The organism is Pseudomonas sp. F(2018), assembly GCF_005508865.1.
Lineage (GTDB): Bacteria > Pseudomonadota > Gammaproteobacteria > Pseudomonadales > Pseudomonadaceae > Aquipseudomonas.
On record NZ_SCOM01000005.1, the window covers coordinates 323,449 to 340,815 of the forward strand.

12 protein-coding genes are annotated in these 17,367 nt (G+C 64.8%); 3 read left to right on the plus strand and 9 right to left on the minus strand.

The window, feature by feature from the left end:
* Positions 1 to 2: 2 nt before the first annotated feature.
* From FFS62_RS21025 to rpsU, 4 genes are all read right to left on the minus strand, one after another.
* Positions 3 to 3,737, minus strand: a complete 3,735-nt coding sequence (locus FFS62_RS21025; protein WP_137974803.1) for a bifunctional diguanylate cyclase/phosphodiesterase — start codon at positions 3,735 to 3,737, stop codon at positions 3 to 5.
* A gap of 95 nt (positions 3,738 to 3,832) precedes the next feature.
* A complete protein-coding gene (rpoD, locus tag FFS62_RS21030; protein ID WP_137974804.1) occupies positions 3,833 to 5,677 on the minus strand; it encodes an RNA polymerase sigma factor RpoD in 1,845 nt (614 codons plus the stop codon).
* 67 nt (positions 5,678 to 5,744) lie between these two features.
* Positions 5,745 to 7,739: a DNA primase gene (gene dnaG, locus FFS62_RS21035; RefSeq protein ID WP_137974805.1), complete on the minus strand. Its 1,995-nt coding sequence runs from the start codon at positions 7,737 to 7,739 to the stop codon at positions 5,745 to 5,747.
* 169 nt (positions 7,740 to 7,908) lie between these two features.
* Entirely contained in the window at positions 7,909 to 8,124 is a 216-nt protein-coding gene (rpsU, locus tag FFS62_RS21040) for a 30S ribosomal protein S21 (protein ID WP_021702507.1), read from the minus strand.
* Positions 8,125 to 8,328: 204 nt separating this feature from the next.
* On the opposite strand from rpsU, the gene tsaD reads away from it, so the two are divergent.
* Positions 8,329 to 9,354 carry a tRNA (adenosine(37)-N6)-threonylcarbamoyltransferase complex transferase subunit TsaD gene (gene tsaD / locus FFS62_RS21045; RefSeq protein WP_137974806.1) on the plus strand — a complete coding sequence of 342 codons (1,026 nt, stop codon included), beginning with the start codon at positions 8,329 to 8,331 and terminating at the stop codon, positions 9,352 to 9,354.
* A gap of 170 nt (positions 9,355 to 9,524) precedes the next feature.
* Here tsaD and plsY read toward each other — a convergent pair whose 3' ends face one another.
* Positions 9,525 to 10,094, minus strand: a complete 570-nt coding sequence (gene plsY / locus FFS62_RS21050) for a glycerol-3-phosphate 1-O-acyltransferase PlsY (protein WP_137974807.1) — start codon at positions 10,092 to 10,094, stop codon at positions 9,525 to 9,527.
* A gap of 75 nt (positions 10,095 to 10,169) precedes the next feature.
* Between plsY and folB the strand changes: the two genes are divergently transcribed.
* Together folB and folK are read left to right on the plus strand one after the other, a co-directional pair.
* A complete protein-coding gene (folB, locus tag FFS62_RS21055; protein WP_137974808.1) occupies positions 10,170 to 10,523 on the plus strand; it encodes a dihydroneopterin aldolase in 354 nt (117 codons plus the stop codon).
* Entirely contained in the window at positions 10,520 to 11,053 is a 534-nt protein-coding gene (gene folK, locus FFS62_RS21060) for a 2-amino-4-hydroxy-6-hydroxymethyldihydropteridine diphosphokinase (protein WP_137974809.1), read from the plus strand. The genes folB and folK overlap by 4 nt, the downstream gene beginning before the upstream one ends.
* Here folK and FFS62_RS21065 read toward each other — a convergent pair.
* From FFS62_RS21065 to FFS62_RS21080, 4 genes are all read right to left on the minus strand, one after another.
* Complete coding sequence (locus FFS62_RS21065; protein ID WP_137974810.1) at positions 11,050 to 12,279, minus strand: multifunctional CCA addition/repair protein; 1,230 nt, start codon at positions 12,277 to 12,279, stop codon at positions 11,050 to 11,052. The two genes, folK and FFS62_RS21065, sit on opposite strands and share 4 nt — an antisense overlap.
* Positions 12,280 to 12,354: 75 nt before the next feature.
* On the minus strand, positions 12,355 to 13,920 hold the full coding sequence (locus tag FFS62_RS21070; RefSeq protein WP_137974811.1) for a SpoVR family protein: 1,566 nt from the start codon (positions 13,918 to 13,920) through the stop codon (positions 12,355 to 12,357).
* A gap of 10 nt (positions 13,921 to 13,930) precedes the next feature.
* Positions 13,931 to 15,202 carry a YeaH/YhbH family protein gene (locus tag FFS62_RS21075; protein ID WP_137974812.1) on the minus strand — a complete coding sequence of 424 codons (1,272 nt, stop codon included), beginning with the start codon at positions 15,200 to 15,202 and terminating at the stop codon, positions 13,931 to 13,933.
* A 73-nt stretch (positions 15,203 to 15,275) separates the two neighbouring features.
* A complete protein-coding gene (locus FFS62_RS21080; RefSeq protein WP_137974813.1) occupies positions 15,276 to 17,198 on the minus strand; it encodes a PrkA family serine protein kinase in 1,923 nt (640 codons plus the stop codon).
* Positions 17,199 to 17,367: the final 169 nt, after the last annotated feature.

Sequence of the window (17,367 nt, forward strand, 5' to 3'; positions counted from 1 at the left end):
GATTATACCGGCGCCTTTTCCGCGCTGCCAATCGGCAATGGGCCGAGGAAATTGGCGGCGAAGGACTCGGCGGAGAGCGGGCGGCTGATCACGTAGCCCTGGATCTGCTCGCAGCCTTCGCTGGTGAGGAAGAGCTCCTGGGCCTTGGTCTCCACGCCCTCGGCGATCACCGTCATCTGCAGGCTGCGCCCCAGGGCGATGATGGCGCGGGTGATGGCGGCATCGTCCGGGTCGCCGGGCAGACCGCGGACGAAGGATTTGTCGATCTTCAGGATGTCCAGCGGCAGGCGCTTGAGGTAGCTGAGCGAGGAGTAGCCGGTGCCGAAGTCATCGATGGCCAGCTGCAGGCCGAGCTTCTTCAGCTCATGCAGGATCAGCAGGGCTTCCTCGGCCTGGGTCATGATGAAGCTCTCGGTGATCTCCAGTTGCAGGCTGCTGGCGGCCAGGCCGAAGTCGCTGAGGGTGCCGGCGATGCGCTCGACCAGTTGCGTCTGGCGCAGCTGGCTGCCGGACAGGTTGACCGACAGCGGGCCGAAGGGCGCGTGACTGTCCTGCCATTCGCGCATCTGCCGGCAGGCCTCCTGCAGCACCCAGTCGCCGAGCTGGAGGATCATGCCGTTGTCTTCGGCCAGCGGGATGAAGCGATCCGGCGGAATCTCGCCGAACACCGGGTGGTTCCAGCGGATCAGCGCCTCGGCGCCGACCAGCTGCCCGCTGTGCAGGCATAGCTTGGGCTGGTAGTGCAGGCTCAGCTCGTCGCGCTCGATGGCGCGGCGCAGCTCCAGCTCCAGGGTCATGCGCTCGGTGGCCTGGAAGGTCAGATTACGGGTGTAGAACTCGATGCGGTTGCGACCCTTGGCCTTGGAGCTGTACATGGCCGCGTCGGCGTTCTTCACCAGGGTGGCGACGTCGTTGCCGTCCTCTGGGAACAGGCTGATGCCGATGCTGGAGCTGATGAAGAACTCGTGGCCGTCGGCCTGGAACGGCGCGTTGAAGCAGGTCAGCAGCTTGGTGGCGACCCGTTCGGCATCGCGTGGCTGGTGCAGGCCGGGCAGCAGCACGATGAACTCGTCGCCGCCCAGGCGGGCTACCGTGTCGACGTCGCGCAGCTGCTCGCGCAGGCGCTGGGCGATGCTCTTGAGCAGCAGGTCACCGACCGGATGGCCGAGACTGTCGTTGATGTGCTTGAAGCGGTCGAGGTCGAGGAACAGCACGGCGCCACGGCTGTGGTCGGTGCGCGCGTCGTTCAGCGCGTTGTCCAGGCGGCTCTCGAACAGCATGCGGTTGGGCAGGCCGGTGAGCGGGTCATGGTGGGCCTGGTAGTCGAGTCGGGCTTGGGCATGCTTGAGCGAGCTGATGTCGGCGAACACGCCGACGAAGTGGGTGATCAGCCCGCTCTGGTCGCGCACCGCGCTGATGGTCAGCCACTCCGGGAACAGCTCGCCATCCTTGCGCCGGTTCCAGATTTCGCCCTGCCAGTGGCCCTCGGCGGCCAGCTGGTGCCACATGGCGGCGTAGAAGGCGCTGTCGTGTCTGCCCGAGGCCAGCAGGCGTGGGCTTTGGCCCAGGGCCTCGGCTTCGCTGTAGCCGGTGATGGTGGTGAAGGCGCGATTGACGGCGGTGATGCGTTGATCGAGGTCGGTGATCATCACGCCCTCGGCCGTGCTCTCGAACACGGTGGCGGCCTGGTGCAGGCGCTCCTGCATCTGTTCGCGTTCGGTGATGTCGCGGGCGATGATCAGCATGCAGGGCTCGCCCTCGATCATGATCGGCTGCACCGCCAGATCGCCCAGGCGACGCTGACCGTTGCTGGTGTTGATCCAGGCGCGGAAATCGTTGATCGAGCCATTGGCGCGGATCTGCTCGATCATGCTGTCGCGGTCCTGCAGGTCGGCCCACAGGCCGATCTCCAAAGTGGTATGCCCCACTGCCTGGTGGCTGTCGTGGCCGGTGATGCGGAAGAAGCCGTCGTTGGCCTCGACGATCATGCCGTCACGCACGCGGGTGATCAGCAGGCCGTCCGGTGAGGCATGGAAGGCCTTGGCGAATTTCTCTTCGGATAGCTGCAGCTGCTGCTGGGTGCGTTTCACCTCGGTGATGTCGCGTACCGCTATTACCAGCGCCGGCTGGCCGTCCATCTCGATGTGCTGGGCGGAGATCAGGCCGGTGAACTGCTCGCCGCTGCGGCGGCGGAAGGGCATCTCGATATTGTTCAGGATCCTTTGCTGCAGGCGGTCGAGCAGCACCGGACCGATACTGGGCAGGCCCCAGATATCCAGCTCGGTGGCGGTCTTGCCAATGGCTTCCTGGGCGCTGATGCCCAGCTGCTGCTCGAACGTGCGGTTGACCGTCAGCAGCACGCCATCCAGGCGCCGGGCAATGACCAGGATGTCCGGGCAGTTGTGGAACACCAGCTCGAATTTTTCTTCCGACAGGCGCTGGGCCTGCTCGACCCGCTTGGCCTCGCTGATATCGATCATCAGCCCGCGCAGTAGCGTGCCGTCGCTGCTGGGGATCAGGGTGATTATGTCGCGAATCCACACGGTACTGCCGTCGGCCGCCAGCATCCGGTAATCCAGGCTGTGGTCGCGGCCCGCCTGGCTCTCTGTCAGGCAGTACTGCTTGGCTCGGGCCGCATCGTCCGGGTGCAGAGCGCGTTGCCAGAAGCCAGGCTCCAGCCACTCCGCTAAGGGGTGGCCGAGCAGCTTCTCGGCATGCGGCGAGACGTAGGTGAAGCGCAGGTCTTCCATGCGCATCTGCCAGGCCACGGCGTTGAGGCTCTCGACCAGGCCACGGTAATGCTGTTCGCTGTCGCGCAGGCGCTCTTCCAGCTCCTTGCGCCCGCGCATTTCCTGACGCAGGCGCCGGTTGATGCGCAGCACCATGGCCAGCACCAGCAGGGCCAGCAGCAGCGCCGGCACGCCATACAGCAGCAGGGTGCGTTGCCAGGCGTCGCGCTCGTCCAGCACGCCGCCGACCCAGGGCTCCTGCAGGGCGGCGATTTCTTCTGGCGTTAGTTCGGCGAAGACCTTGTCGAGGATGCCGATCAGTGGGCTGTGGCCGTGCGGCGCGGCCATGGCCAGCTGGTAGCGATAGGGCGTCTCGCCGCTCACCAGCAGGCCTTCCAGCTTGAGCTGGCGCAGGCTCCAGACGCTGGAGGCGAGGTCGCCGATCATCGCGTCGGCCTGGCCGGTGGCCAGCGCCTGCAGGGCGGCGTTGACGCTGGGCAGTGGCAGCAGGTTGAGGTCCGGATGGCGGCTGCGCAGCAGTTCGTGCGGTGCATAGTCCTGCACCACGGCGATCTTCAGGCCGTACAGCTGATCGAGCCGGCGCGGCTGCGGGCCGCTGCTATGGGCCAGGATGACGATGGGGAAGTCGAGATAGGGGCGGGTGAAAACCAGATCGCGCTGGCGTTCGGGGGTGGACATGATGCCGGGCAGCAGGTCCAGCTCACCGCTTTTGGCGCCGGCCAGCACTTCGCTCCAGCTGCGCGGCTCCACCGGCAGTACGCGGATTTTCAGACGCTCTTCGATCAGTTCGACATAGCTGGCACTGAGGCCGCTGTAGCGGCCCTGCTCATCGCGAAACTCGAAGGGCGGCCAGGAGGCGTCGATGCCCAGGCGCAGTTGCGGATGCTCGGTCAGCCAGGCCTGTTCCTCCGGGCTGAGGGTCAGGGCGGCCGCCGGCAACGCCCAGAACGCCAGACACGACAGGAGAATGGCCAGCGGACGCGACATGCGGGCGGTTCCGGAAACGCGGTAGATGGTTTCAGTGTAGCTGGGCGTGTCTGCCGGCATAAACAAAAACCCCGGCATTCGCCGGGGTTCTGTCATCACTCGTCGAGGAACGAGCGCAGGTGTTCGCTGCGGGTCGGGTGGCGCAGCTTGCGCAACGCCTTGGCCTCGATCTGACGGATACGCTCACGGGTGACATCGAACTGCTTGCCGACTTCCTCGAGGGTGTGGTCGGTGTTCATGTCGATGCCGAAGCGCATGCGCAGGACCTTGGCTTCGCGGGCGGTGAGCCCGGCCAGGACTTCGCGGGTGGCTTCCTTGAGGCTTTCCACGGTAGCCACCTCGATCGGCGACTGCATGGTGGAGTCCTCGATGAAGTCGCCCAGGTGCGAATCTTCGTCGTCACCGATCGGCGTTTCCATGGAGATCGGCTCTTTGGCGATCTTCAGGACCTTGCGGATCTTGTCCTCGGGCATCTCCATGCGCTCGCCCAGCTCTTCCGGAGTCGGCTCGCGGCCCATCTCCTGCAGCATCTGGCGGGAGATGCGGTTGAGCTTGTTGATCGTCTCGATCATATGCACCGGGATACGGATGGTGCGCGCCTGGTCGGCGATCGAGCGGGTGATGGCCTGACGGATCCACCAGGTGGCGTAAGTCGAGAACTTGTAGCCGCGACGGTATTCGAACTTGTCCACCGCCTTCATCAGGCCGATGTTGCCTTCCTGGATCAGGTCGAGGAACTGCAGGCCGCGGTTGGTGTACTTCTTGGCGATGGAGATCACCAGACGCAGGTTGGCCTCGACCATCTCTTTCTTCGCCCGGCGAGCTTTCGCTTCGCCGATGGACATGCGGCGGTTGATGTCCTTGATCTCGGCGATCACCAGGCCGGCATCGGCCTCGATGGCAACCATCTTCTCCTGGCAGCGCTGGATGTCGGCCTGCAGGTTGCCGATGGCTTCGGCGTACTTGGCCTTGCCCTTGGCCAGGCCGGCGGCCCAGTCGGTGGCGACTTCGTTGCCGGGGAACAGCTTGAGGAAATCGGCACGCGGCATGCGGGCGTCACGCACGCACAGCTGCATGATGGCGCGTTCCTGGCTGCGCACCTGGTCCAGCGAACCACGTACGCGCTCGACCAGGGCGTCGAACTGCTTGGGCACCAGCTTGATCGGCATGAACAGCTCGGCCAGGAGCGCCTGCTCCTTCTCCGCCTGCTTGCTGCCGCGGCCATGCTTCTTCAGGGCCTTGCGGGTCTTCTCCAGCTGCTCGGCAACGGCGCCGAAACGACGGGCGGCTTCTTCCGGGTCCGGACCGCCATCGCCTTCGTCGTCGGAATCGCTGTCGCCTTCTTCTTCCTCGTCCTCGTCGTCCTTGGCCTCGGCAGTGGCTTCCTTCAGCTCGGGCTCGACTTCCTCGGCCGGCAGGTTGCCGTCATCCGGGTCGATGTAGCCGCTGAGCACGTCGGAGAGACGGCCGCCTTCGGTGGTGACGCGCTGGTATTCGGCGAGGATGCTGTCGACGGTGCCCGGGAACAGGGAGATGGCGCCCATGACTTCACGGATGCCTTCCTCGATGCGCTTGGCGATCTCGATCTCGCCTTCGCGGGTCAGCAGCTCCACGGTGCCCATTTCGCGCATGTACATGCGCACCGGGTCGGTGGTGCGGCCGATGTCGGTCTCTACCGCGGCCAGCGCTGCGGCGGCTTCTTCAGCGGCGGCTTCGTCGGTGTCGGCTTCGGCCAGCAACAGGGCATCCGCATCCGGGGCGCTCTCGAATACGTTGATCCCCATGTCGTTGATCATGCGGATGATGTCTTCCACCTGTTCCGGATCGGAAATATCCTCCGGCAGGTGGTCGTTGACCTCCGCGTAAGTCAGGTAGCCCTGCTCACGACCACGGCTGATCAACTCTTTCAAACGAGACTGCTGTTGCGCTTTTCCGGACATAGCACCCTATCCACTGAAGGTCTTGGCGGGCTGAAAATAAGCTGAGCATTATAGCCGAGCATTGACCTCACGCGCCAGCTGAGGTCGGGGAGACGGGAGATGCGCTGCGGCTGAGCAGGTCGCGCAGCTGCTCTTTTTCCTCTGCGCTTAGTTCACTTTGACGGGCCTTGCGGAGCAGTTGTTCCAGGCTGCGCTCACGTTGGCGGCCTACAAGGCTAGTTATAGTGTCGAAAAACTGTTGTTCAAGGTTGTCCGCCGAAATCAGCCATTCCTTTTCCGCCAGGGCGCGCAGCAGACGGCCCTGTTCGGTGCCGTGCCAGCGGGCGATCAGCTGCAGCGAGCGCAGCTTGGGGTTCTTCTGCAGGGTGCCGACCAGGGCGACCAGCAACTGGGCATAGGTGTCGTCTTCGTGGGCGAAGTGACTGACGTCCTCGACCTTCTGGGCCAGCTGCGGATGGTGCAGCAGGGTGCGCAGGGCGGTCAGGGTCGGCGTCTCCACATGCACCGGTTTGCGTGGCGGGGCGTTATCGCGAGAGCCTTTCTTCCAGTCGCCACCCTTTTTCCACTCGCCGTCCTTCTTCCAGGCCTTGCCCTCGCCTTTCTGCCAGGGTTTCTTCTGCTCATAGGCCTCGGCCGGTGGCTCGATATGGTTGGCGTAGTCGGCGATGTCGCCGTATTCCGGCTGGGCGTCGTAGTAGTTTCCGTGGTCCGCCGGCGGCTCGTGGCTGCTGGCGGCTGTCGCAGGGGCGGGTGGCGCGCTCTGGGCGACCTGGCTGAGCATCTCGCCTGAGAGGCCGGTGATCTCGCTCAGACGCTGGCGCATCAGTGCGCGCAGGTGGTTGCCGGGTATCTTGTCGATCAGCGGTGCGGCCAGGGTGACCAGGTGCGCCTTGCCTTCCAGCGAGCGCGGATCGGCTTCCTCGGACAGCTGCTGGAAGAAGTAGTCGGCCAGCGGCTGGGCGTGCTGGTTGATGCGCGCGCGGAATGCGTCGGTGCCTTCGCTGCGCACCAGGGTGTCCGGGTCCTCGCCCTCGGGCAGGAACAGGAAGCGCGCGCGGCGGCCGTCCTGCAGGTTCGGCAGGGTGGCTTCCAGGGCGCGCCAGGCGGCCTTGCGCCCGGCGCCGTCGCCGTCGAAGCAGAACAGCACGCTGGGCACCAGGCGGAACAGGCGCTTGAGGTGCTCCTCGCTGGTCGCCGTGCCGAGGGTTGCCACCGCGTTGCGCAGGCCTTGCTGGGCCAGGGCGATGACGTCCATGTAGCCCTCGACCACCATGACCTCGTCGAGATCGCGATTGCTCTTGCGCGCCTCGTACAGGCCGTAGAGTTCCTGGCCCTTGTGGAATACCGGGGTCTCGGGGGAGTTCAGGTATTTCGGCTTGTCGTCGCCGAGTACGCGGCCGCCGAAGGCGATGATGCGCCCGCGGCTGTCACGTATGGGGAACATCACCCGGTCGCGGAAGCGGTCGTAGCGCTTGCCGCTCTCGGCGTTCTCGATCAGCAGGCCGGCGTCGATCATTGCCTTCTGCTGCAGGCTGTCGCCGCCCAGGTGCTTGAGCAGGTTGTCCCAGCCGGGCGGGGCGAAGCCGAGGCCGAAGTCGCGGGCGATCTCGCCGGTCAGGCCGCGGCCCTTGAGGTACTCCACCGCCGACTTGCGCGTCGGATGGCTCTTCAGGGCCTGGCGGTAGTAGTCGGCGGCGGCGGTCAGCAGCGGGTAGAGCGGCGAGTCGGTGGGCTGGCGCGGCGTGCGGCCGCGGCCGCCTTCCTCGCGCGGGATGTCCATGCCGGCGCGTTTGGCCAGATCCTCGACTGCCTGGAGGAAGTCCAGACTGTCGTGGTCCATGACGAAGCCGAGGGCGTTGCCGCCAGCGCCGCAACCGAAGCAGTAGTAGAACTGCTTGTCCGGGCTGACGCTGAAGGAGGGGGTCTTCTCCTTGTGGAATGGGCAGCAGGCCGTGTAGTTCTTGCCGGCCTTCTTCAGCTGGATGCGCGAGCTCACCACCTCGACAATGTCGGTGCGGTTGAGCAGGTCATCAATGAAGGATTGCGGAATCAGGCCGGCCATGGAGTCGTCAGCGTGCGGTTGCCGAAGGCGGGAGCATAAACGAAAAAACTCCGGTCATTCGCCGGTCGGCGAAGCGGAGTCGATGGAGCTTGAGGCGAGCTGCAGCCTGAAAATGCAAAGCCCGGCATAAGCCGGGCATTGCGGAAGCCTTAGCGGCGCGACTGATAACTCAGTACAGACGCTCGCGGCGACGCTGCTCGCGCTGCACTTTCTTGGCATGGCGCTTAACAGCGGCAGCGGCTTTGCGCTTACGCTCGGTGGTGGGCTTCTCGTAGAACTCGCGGCTACGAACTTCGGCCAGGACACCGGCCTTCTCGCAGGAGCGCTTGAAACGACGCAGAGCTACGTCGAAGGGTTCGTTCTCTTTAACTTTGACGGCTGGCATCCAGGTCGTACCTTCACTGTTTTACCGAATGGACGACGCGATCCGGCTAGGGCACGGGAATACGTCGGTTTTCAAGGGTTGCGGATATTAACGCCTCGCGCCGTGGAATGCAAAGCCTCTGATCGAAAAGCGCTGGCCGGTGCCGGGGGCGGCGATTATCATGCGCGCCTCCTTATTTAGCCCAGTTTTTGAAGGTTCGAACCCATGCTAGTGCTGGGACTGGAAACCTCCTGCGACGAAACCGGCGTCGCCCTCTACGACAGCGAGCGCGGCCTGCTGGCCGAGGCGCTGTTCAGCCAGATCGACCTGCATCGCGTCTATGGTGGCGTGGTGCCGGAGCTGGCCTCGCGCGACCACGTCAAACGCATGCTGCCGCTGATTCGCCAGGTGCTGGGCGAGGCGGGCGTCGAGGCCACGCAGATCGAGGCCATCGCCTATACCTCCGGCCCCGGTCTGGTCGGGGCGCTGCTGGTGGGCGCCTCCTGTGCCCAGGCCCTGGCGTTCGCCTGGGGCATTCCGGCGGTGGGCGTGCACCATATGGAAGGTCATCTGCTGGCGCCGATGCTGGAAGAGCAGCCGCCGGCGTTTCCGTTCGTCGCCTTGCTCGTCTCCGGTGGGCATACCCAGCTGGTGCGGGTCGATGGCATCGGTCGCTATCAGCTGCTCGGGGAGTCGGTGGACGACGCCGCCGGCGAGGCCTTCGACAAGACCGCCAAGCTGATGGGCCTGAATTATCCGGGCGGTCCGGAAATCGCCCGTCTGGCGGAAAGCGGCACGCCGGGGCGTTTCACCTTCCCGCGGCCGATGACCGACCGGCCCGGCCTGGACTTCAGCTTCAGCGGCCTGAAGACCTTCACCCTCAACACCTGGCAGCAGTGCCGCGACGCCGGCGATGCCAGCGAGCAGACCCGCGCCGATGTGTCCCTGGCGTTCCAGGAAGCGGTGGTCGATACGCTGACCATCAAGTGCAAGCGCGCGCTCAAGCAGACCGGGCTGAACAGCCTGGTGATCGCCGGCGGCGTGAGTGCCAACCAGGCCCTGCGCAGGTCCCTGGAACACATGCTGGCCGGACTGAAGGGCAAGGTGTTCTACGCCCGTCCGCGCTTCTGCACCGACAATGGCGCGATGATCGCCTATGCCGGCTGCCAGCGCCTGCTGGCCGGCCAGCACGAGGGGCCGGAGATCAAGGTGCAGGCACGTTGGCCGATGGAGCACCTGCCGGCCATATGAGCCGATAAATTAGCAAGAGTCTGCTCCGGTGCTGGCGAGCTAGAGCGGAACAAGGCAAAAGTCGCCGAGGAAGCGCAGTTTACGTGGGTAAATGAGCATTCCGAGACGCCGCGTCCCGGGCGGCTTTTAACGCAGTTCAGCCGACGCGCAGCCAGTACCAGAGCGGGCTCTTAGAAATGCCGTTCGCGTCCGGCCATGAGGTCGCGTAGATTGCCGCGATGGCGCCAGACGATCAGCCCGGTCAGCACGCACATCGGCAGCAGCGCTGCCGGTTGCTGCCAAGCCAGCAGGGGCAGGGTCAGCGGCGTGGCGATCAGCGAGGCCAGCGAGCTGGTGCGGGTGAGATAGAAGGTCAGCGCCCAGGCGGCGAGGGCCAGCAGGGCGGCCGGCGGATACAGGCCGAGCAGCATGCCGGCGGCGGTGGCCACGCCCTTGCCGCCCTTGAAGCGGAAGTACAGCGGGTAGAGGTGGCCGACCACGGCGGCCAGGCCGATCCAGGCCTGTTGCTGGATGTCGAGGCCGAGCAGGTAGGCGACCAGCACCGGCAGCAGGCCCTTGAGCAGATCGCCGAGCAGCGTGAGTACGGCCAGTTTCTTGCCGGCCACCCGCAGCATGTTGGTGGCGCCGGGGTTGCCCGAGCCGCTGGCGCGTGGGTCCGGCCCGCCGCTCAGGCGGCTGAGCAGGATGGCGAAGGACAGCGAGCCGAGCAGATAGGCGAGCAGTGCCAGCAGCCAGAGCATGGTATCCATTCCGGGGCGAGGGAGCCCCGATTCTAGCGGCGGGACAAGGGTCTTGTCGTGCAGCGGAGACGAGGTTTGGACAAGGTTTTCATCGAAGGTCTGGAAGTCGACACCCTGATCGGGGCCTACGACTGGGAGCGCGGCATTCGCCAATGCCTGCTGCTGGACCTGACGTTCGCCTGGGATATTCGCCCGGCCGCCTCCACCGACGATCTGAGCAAGGCCCTCGACTACGCCGCGGTCCACCAGCATGTGCAGGCGTTCGCCGCTACCGCCCAGTTCGAACTGGTGGAGACCTTCGCCGAGCGCCTGGCCGAGAGCCTGTTGGCGCAGTTCGGCTCGCCCTGGCTGCGCCTCAAGGTGACCAAGCCCGGCGCCAACCCCGCCGCCCGCGCGGTGGGCGTGGAAATCGAGCGTAGCCGCGCATGACTCAAGTCTTTCTGGGCCTCGGCAGCAACATCGATCGCGAGCGCCTGCTCACGGCCGGACTGGATGCCCTGAGCGAGCTGCTCGGCGAACTACGCTGCTCGCCGGTGTTCGAGAGTCGCCCGGTGGGGATCAAGAGCGGCAACTTCTACAACCTGGTGGTCAGCGCGAACACCGACTTGCCGCTGCACGAGCTGGATCGCCGGCTCAAGTTCATCGAGGCCGACAACGGTCGCTATGCCCCCGAGCGCAAGGGGCTGCCGCTGGACATCGACGTGCTGCTGTACGACGGCCTGGCGGGCAACTTCGACGGCCTGATACTGCCGCGGGCGGAGATCCTGAAGAACGCCTTCGTGCTCTGGCCGCTGGCCCTGCTGGCGCCGCAGGAAATTCATCCCGTGGTTGGCCGGCCGCTGGTCGAGCTGTGGGGCGAGGCGCAGATCGACCAGCAGCTATGGCCGGTGTCCTTCCGGTGGCGTGGCGCCGAGCTGACCCCGGCCGCGTTGATTCGAGCCAATCCCGCGCCGATTTAAGCGCCGGCTCCTGCCTTGTAGGCCTTGAGTGCCTTCAGGCGTTCGCCCTTGAGCGCCTCGCCCAGCTCCGCACCCTTGAACCCTCGTTCCACCAGCGGCTGTACTGCCACCGCGCGGGCGGCCTGCATGGCGCCGCGCAGGTAGGCGGATTGCGGATAGTCGCGCTGCTCCAGGCCCAGGCGGCCGCGGGCGTCCATCTCACAGGCGGCGAGGAACTCCTCGAAGCGTTGCGGCCGGCGATACACATCGAAGCTCTGCAGCAGCTCCAGCAGGGTACTGGCGCGTAGCTCCAGGGCGCGGTGGCAGTGGGTGTGGTATTCGCCGACCAAGAGGGCCAGCTCGGCGCAGTCCTTGGGCACCTTGCAGCGCCGGTTCACCGCGTCGATCAGCTTGAGCCCGCGATGCTCGTGGGCGATATGTCGCGGCCATTCCTCTGGCGGCGTACGGCCCTTACCCAGGTCATGCAGCAGGCAGGCCCAGCGCACGGTCAGCGGCTGTTCGTGCTGGGCGCATTGCTGCAGCACCATCAGGCAATGCACGCCGGTATCCACTTCCGGGTGGTGCGCCTCGGGCTGCGGCACGCCGAACAGCGCGTCGACCTCTGGCAGCAGTTCGGCCAGGGCGCCGCAGTCGCGCAGCACCTGGATGAACACGTCCGGCCGCGGCTCCATCAATGCGCGGGATATTTCTTTCCAGCTGCGCTCGGGCGTCAGCGCCTTGAGCTCACCGGATTCGGCCAGCTGGCGCATCAGTGCCTGGGTCTCGTCGGCCACCCGGAAGCCCAGTGGTGCATAGCGAGCGGCGAAGCGCGCGACGCGCAGCACCCGCAGCGGGTCTTCGGCGAAGGCCGGAGAGACATGGCGCAGCAGGCGATCTTGGAGATCCTGCAGGCCGCCATAGGGGTCGATCACCTGGCCGTCATCGTCCTCGGCCATGGCATTGATGGTCAGGTCGCGACGGGTCAGGTCTTCTTCGAGGGTGATGTCCGGGCTGGCGTGGAAGGTGAAGCCACCGTAGCCCTGGCCGGATTTGCGCTCGGTGCGGGCGAGGGCGTATTCCTCGCCGGTCTGCGGGTGGAGGAATACCGGGAAGTCGGCGCCCACCGGGCGAAAGCCCTGGGCCTGCATGGCCTCGGCAGTGGCACCCACCACCACCCAGTCGATGTCGCTGACGTCGCGGCCGAGCAGGCGGTCGCGCACTGCGCCGCCAACCTTGTAGATCTGCATGTCGATTCCTCCGTTGCGGCGGAGGATAAGCGAAAGTGTCGGCTGGCGCTTCCTCGTCTCCTGCGCTCAAAGGAGTCAGATGGGCGGGATCACCAAGTCGAGGCGCGGGTATTCGTTGTCGTCACTCGATTCGCCCCTGGGGGGGACGTGCTGCACGCCGACCACCTGATCGCCGCGCATGCTCTCCAGGTGAATGTCGAAGCCCCACAGGCGGTGCAGGTGCTTGAGTACCTCCTGGGTAGAGTCGCCCAGTGGCTTGCGGTCGTGTTGCTGGTGGCGCAGGGTCAGTGAGCGATCGCCGCGACGGTCGACGCTGAAGATCTGCACATTGGGCTCGCGGTTGCCCAGGTTGTACTGGGCGGCCAGGGTCTCGCGGATCTGCCGGTAGCCCGGCTCGTCGTGGATGGCCGGGATCAGCAGGTCTTCCTGCTGGTCGTCGTCGAGCACGCTGAACAGCTTGAGGTCGCGGATCACCTTGGGCGAGAGGAACTGCAGGATGAAGCTCTCGTCCTTGAAGTTGGCCATGGCGAACTTGAGGGTGGACAGCCAGTCGCTGCCGGCGATGTCCGGGAACCAGCGCTTGTCCTCCTCGGTAGGCTTTTCGCAGATGCGGCGGATGTCGCAGTAGATGGCGAAGCCCAGGGTGTAGGGGTTGATGCCGCTGTAGTAGGGGCTGTCGAAGCCGGGCTGGTAGATCACCCCGGTGTGCGACTGGAGGAACTCCATCATGAAGCCTTCGGTGACCAGCCCCTCATCGTACAGGTCGTTCATCAGGGTGTAGTGCCAGAAGGTGGCCCAGCCTTCGTTCATCACCTGGGTCTGGCGCTGCGGGTAGAAGTACTGGGCGATCTTGCGCACGATGCGCACCACCTCGCGCTGCCAGGGCTCCAGCAGCGGCGCGTGCTTCTCGAGGAAGTACAGGATGTTCTCCTGCGGCTCGTCCGGCCAGCGCTTGCTGTCGTGATCGTGGCCCTTGCGCGAGCTCTTGGGAATGGTGCGCCAGAGATCGTTGATCTGCTTCTGCAGGTGCTCTTCGCGGTCCTTCTGCCGGCGCCGTTCTTCTTCGGCGGAGATCGGATAGGGGCGCTTGTAGCGGTCCACGCCGTAGTTCATCAGGGCGTGGCAGGAGTCGAGCAGCTCCTCCACCGCGTCGATGCCGTGGCGCTCCTCGCACTGCATGATGTACTGCTTGGCGAACACCAGGTAATCGATGATCGAGCTGGCGTCGGTCCAGGTGCGGAACAGGTAGTTGCCCTTGAAGAAGCTGTTGTGGCCGTAGCAGGCGTGGGCGATCACCAGTGTCTGCATGCACATGGTGTTCTCTTCCATCAGATAGGCGATGCACGGATCGGAATTGATCACGATCTCGTAGGCCAGGCCCATCTGCCCGCGCGAGTAACCCTTCTCGGTGGCCAGGAAGTGCTTGCCGTAGGACCAGTGGTGGTAGCCCAGCGGCATGCCGACGGAGGCGTAGGCATCCATCATCTGCTCGGCGGTGATCACCTCGATCTGGTTGGGGTAGGTGTCCAGCGCATAGCGCTCGGCGATGCGCGCGATCTCGCGGTCGTAGGCGCGGATCAGCTCGAAGGTCCATTCCGAGCCGGTGGACAGCGGCTGGCGTCTTTTCTCGGCTGCGCTCATGGGGCGGCCCTCAGGTGACCATGCGGCGCTGGAACAGCTCGCGGAACACCGGGTAGATGTCCGCGGCGGAAACCAGCTGCTGCTGGGCGAACGAATTGGCGAAGGTCTCGCTGACCTGTTCGTACTCGTACCACAGCGCCTGGTGTTCGCGCGGGGTGATCTCGACGTAGGTGAAGTACTGCATGAACGGCATGATCTGGTTGATCAGGATGTCGCGGCACACCGGCGAGTCGTCGTTCCAGTTGTCCCCATCCGAGGCCTGGGCGCCGTAGATGTTCCACTCGTTGGTCGGGTAGCGCTCGACCATGATCTCCTGCATCAGCTTTAGGGCGCTGGAGACGATGGTGCCGCCGGTTTCCCGTGAATAGAAGAATTCCTCTTCATCCACCTCTTTCGCGCTGGTGTGATGGCGGATGAACACCACCTCGATGCGCTCGTAGTTCCGCTTTAAGAACAGGTACAGGAGGATGAAGAAGCGCTTGGCGATGTCCTTGGTCGCCTGGGTCATGGAGCCGGACACGTCCATCAGGCAGAACATCACTGCCTTGGAGCTGGGGTTGGGCTGCTTGACCAGCAGGTTGTACTTGAGGTCGAAGGTGTCCAGGAACGGGATGCGGTGAATGCGCGCGCTGAGGCGCTCGATCTCCGCCTCGATTTCCTGGATGTCGCCGAAGTTGTCCGGCTCCTCGCGCCTGAGCCGCTCCAGCTCGGCCTTGGCCTCGCGCAGCTTGCCGCGGCTGGATCCGGACAGGGCGATGCGCCGGGCATGGGCCGAGCGCAGGGTGCGGACGATATTGATGCGCGAGGGATTGCCCTCGTTGCTGATGCCGGCGCGCACCGTCTTGAAGGTGTCGGTGCCGGTCAGGTGGCGCTTGATCAGGTTGGGCAGCTCCAGGTCCTCGAACATGAAATCGAGGAATTCCTCCTGGGTGATCTGGAACACGAACTCGTCCATGCCTTCGCCGGAGTTGCTCGCCTTGCCCGGCCCGCGTCCGCCACCGCCGCCAGAGGGGCGTGGCACATGGTCGCCGGCGCTGAACTCCTTGTTGCCCGGGTGCACGACGTTCTGCCGGCCGCCACGGCCGTGGTGCAGCACCGGCTCGTCGATGTCGCGGCCGGGAATGCTGATCTGCTCGCCGTGCTCCATGTCGGTGATGGAGCGCCGACTGACCGCCTCCTCGACGGCCTTCTTGATGTGCTCACGGTAACGCCGCAGGAAGCGCTGGCGGTTCACCGTGCTCTTGTTCTTGCCGTTCAGGCGCCGGTCGATCACGTAGCTCATGACGTCTCCTTAGCGCGTGCTCCCAAGGGCGCACGGCAGTCGGCGCCGCCTGGGGCGGCGCGCCGACGGCGGGTTACTGCGACTTGCGAACCCGCAGGTACCACTCGGACAGCAGGCGCACCTGCTTCTCGGTGTAGCCACGTTCGACCATACGAGTGACGAAGTCGTTGTGCTTCTGTTGGTCCTCCTTACTGGCCTTGGCGTTGAAGCTGATGACCGGCAGCAGATCCTCGGTGTTGGAGAACATCTTCTTCTCGATCACCACGCGCAGCTTCTCGTAGCTGAGCCAGGTGGGGTTCTTGCCGTTGTTGTTGGCGCGGGCACGCAGCACGAAGTTGACGATCTCGTTGCGGAAGTCCTTCGGGTTGCTGATGCCGGCCGGCTTCTCGATTTTCTCCAGCTCCTCGTTGAGGGCCACGCGGTTGAGGATCTCGCCGGTCTCCGGGTCGCGGTATTCCTGATCCTGGATCCAGAAGTCGGCGTACAGCACATAGCGGTCGAAGATGTTCTGGCCGTACTCGCTGTAGGACTCCAGGTACGCGGTCTGGATCTCCTTGCCGATGAATTCGATGTAGCGCGGCGCCAGGTATTCCTTGATGTAGCGCAGGTACCTCTCCCGTGTTTCGGCGGGGAACTGTTCCTGCTCGATCTGCTGCTCCAGCACATAGAGCAGGTGTACCGGGTTGGCGGCGATCTCGTGCGGGTCGAAGTTGAAGACCTTGGACAGGATCTTGAAGGCGAAGCGGGTCGACAGCCCGGCCATGCCTTCGTCGACGCCGGCGGAGTCGCGGTATTCCTGGATCGACTTGGCCTTGGGGTCGGTGTCCTTGAGGTTCTCGCCGTCGTACACGCGCATCTTCGAGTAGATGTTGGAGTTCTCCGGTTCCTTCAGGCGCGACAGGGTGGAGAACTGGGCGAGCATCTTCAGGGTGTCCGGCGCGCAGTGGGCGTTGGCCAGGGAGCTGTTGATCAGCAGCTTGTCGTAGATGCGCACCTCGTCGGTGACGCGCAGGCAGTACGGCACCTTGACGATGTAGATGCGGTCGATGAACGCCTCGTTGTTCTTGTTGTTGCGGAAGCTGTGCCACTCGGACTCGTTGGAGTGGGCCAGGATGATGCCGCTGTAGGGCAGCCCGCCGAGGCCCTCGGTGCTGTTGTAGTTGCCCTCCTGGGTGGCGGTCAGCAGCGGGTGCAGCACCTTGATCGGTGCCTTGAACATCTCGACGAATTCCATCAGGCCCTGGTTGGCCCGGCACAGGGCGCCCGAGTAGCTGTAGGCGTCGGCGTCGTTCTGCGGGAATTCCTCGAGTTTGCGGATATCCACCTTGCCCACCAGGGCGGAGATGTCCTGGTTGTTCTCGTCACCCGGCTCGGTCTTGGCGATGGCGATCTGGTTGAGGATCGAGGGATGCAGCTTGACCACGCGGAACTTGCTGATGTCGCCGCCGAATTCGTTGAGGCGCTTGCTGGCCCAGGGCGAGATCACGGTGCGCAGGTAACGCTGCGGGATGCCGTATTCCTCTTCGAGGATCTTGCCGTCCTCGTCCGGGTTGAACAGGCCGAGCGGCGACTCGAACACCGGCGAGCCCTTGATGGCGTAGAAGGGGATGTGTTCCATCAGCTGCTTGAGCTTCTCGGCCAGCGACGACTTGCCGCCGCCTACCGGACCCAGCAGATAGAGGATCTGCTTCTTCTCCTCCAGGCCCTGAGCGGCATGGCGGAAGTAGGAGACGATCTGGTCGATGCACTCTTCCATGCCGTGGAAGTCGGCGAAGGCCGGGTAACGGCGGATCACCTTGTTGGAAAAGATCCGCGACAGCCGCGGGTCGACCGAGGTGTCCAGCAGCTCGGGCGAGCCAATCGCCATCAGCATGCGTTCGGCAGCGGTGGCATAGGCGCTGCGGTCCGTTTTGCACAGCTCCAGATATTCCTGCAGGGAATATTCTTCCTGCCGAGTCGCCTCGAATCGTTGCTGGAAGTGGCTGAAAATACTCATGACTGCACCTCGCTCGCTTGCGTGGAGCCGGGGCGGGTCATTCGGGCGGGTGCACGGGTGGACGGCTACTCAGCCGTTGGAAATCCCCCTGACACCATAAAGACGCTACCGATGGCCCGGAACCGGTTTGCCGGCTCTTCCTTCTGGATGGCCTCGCCCTAAGCGTAGT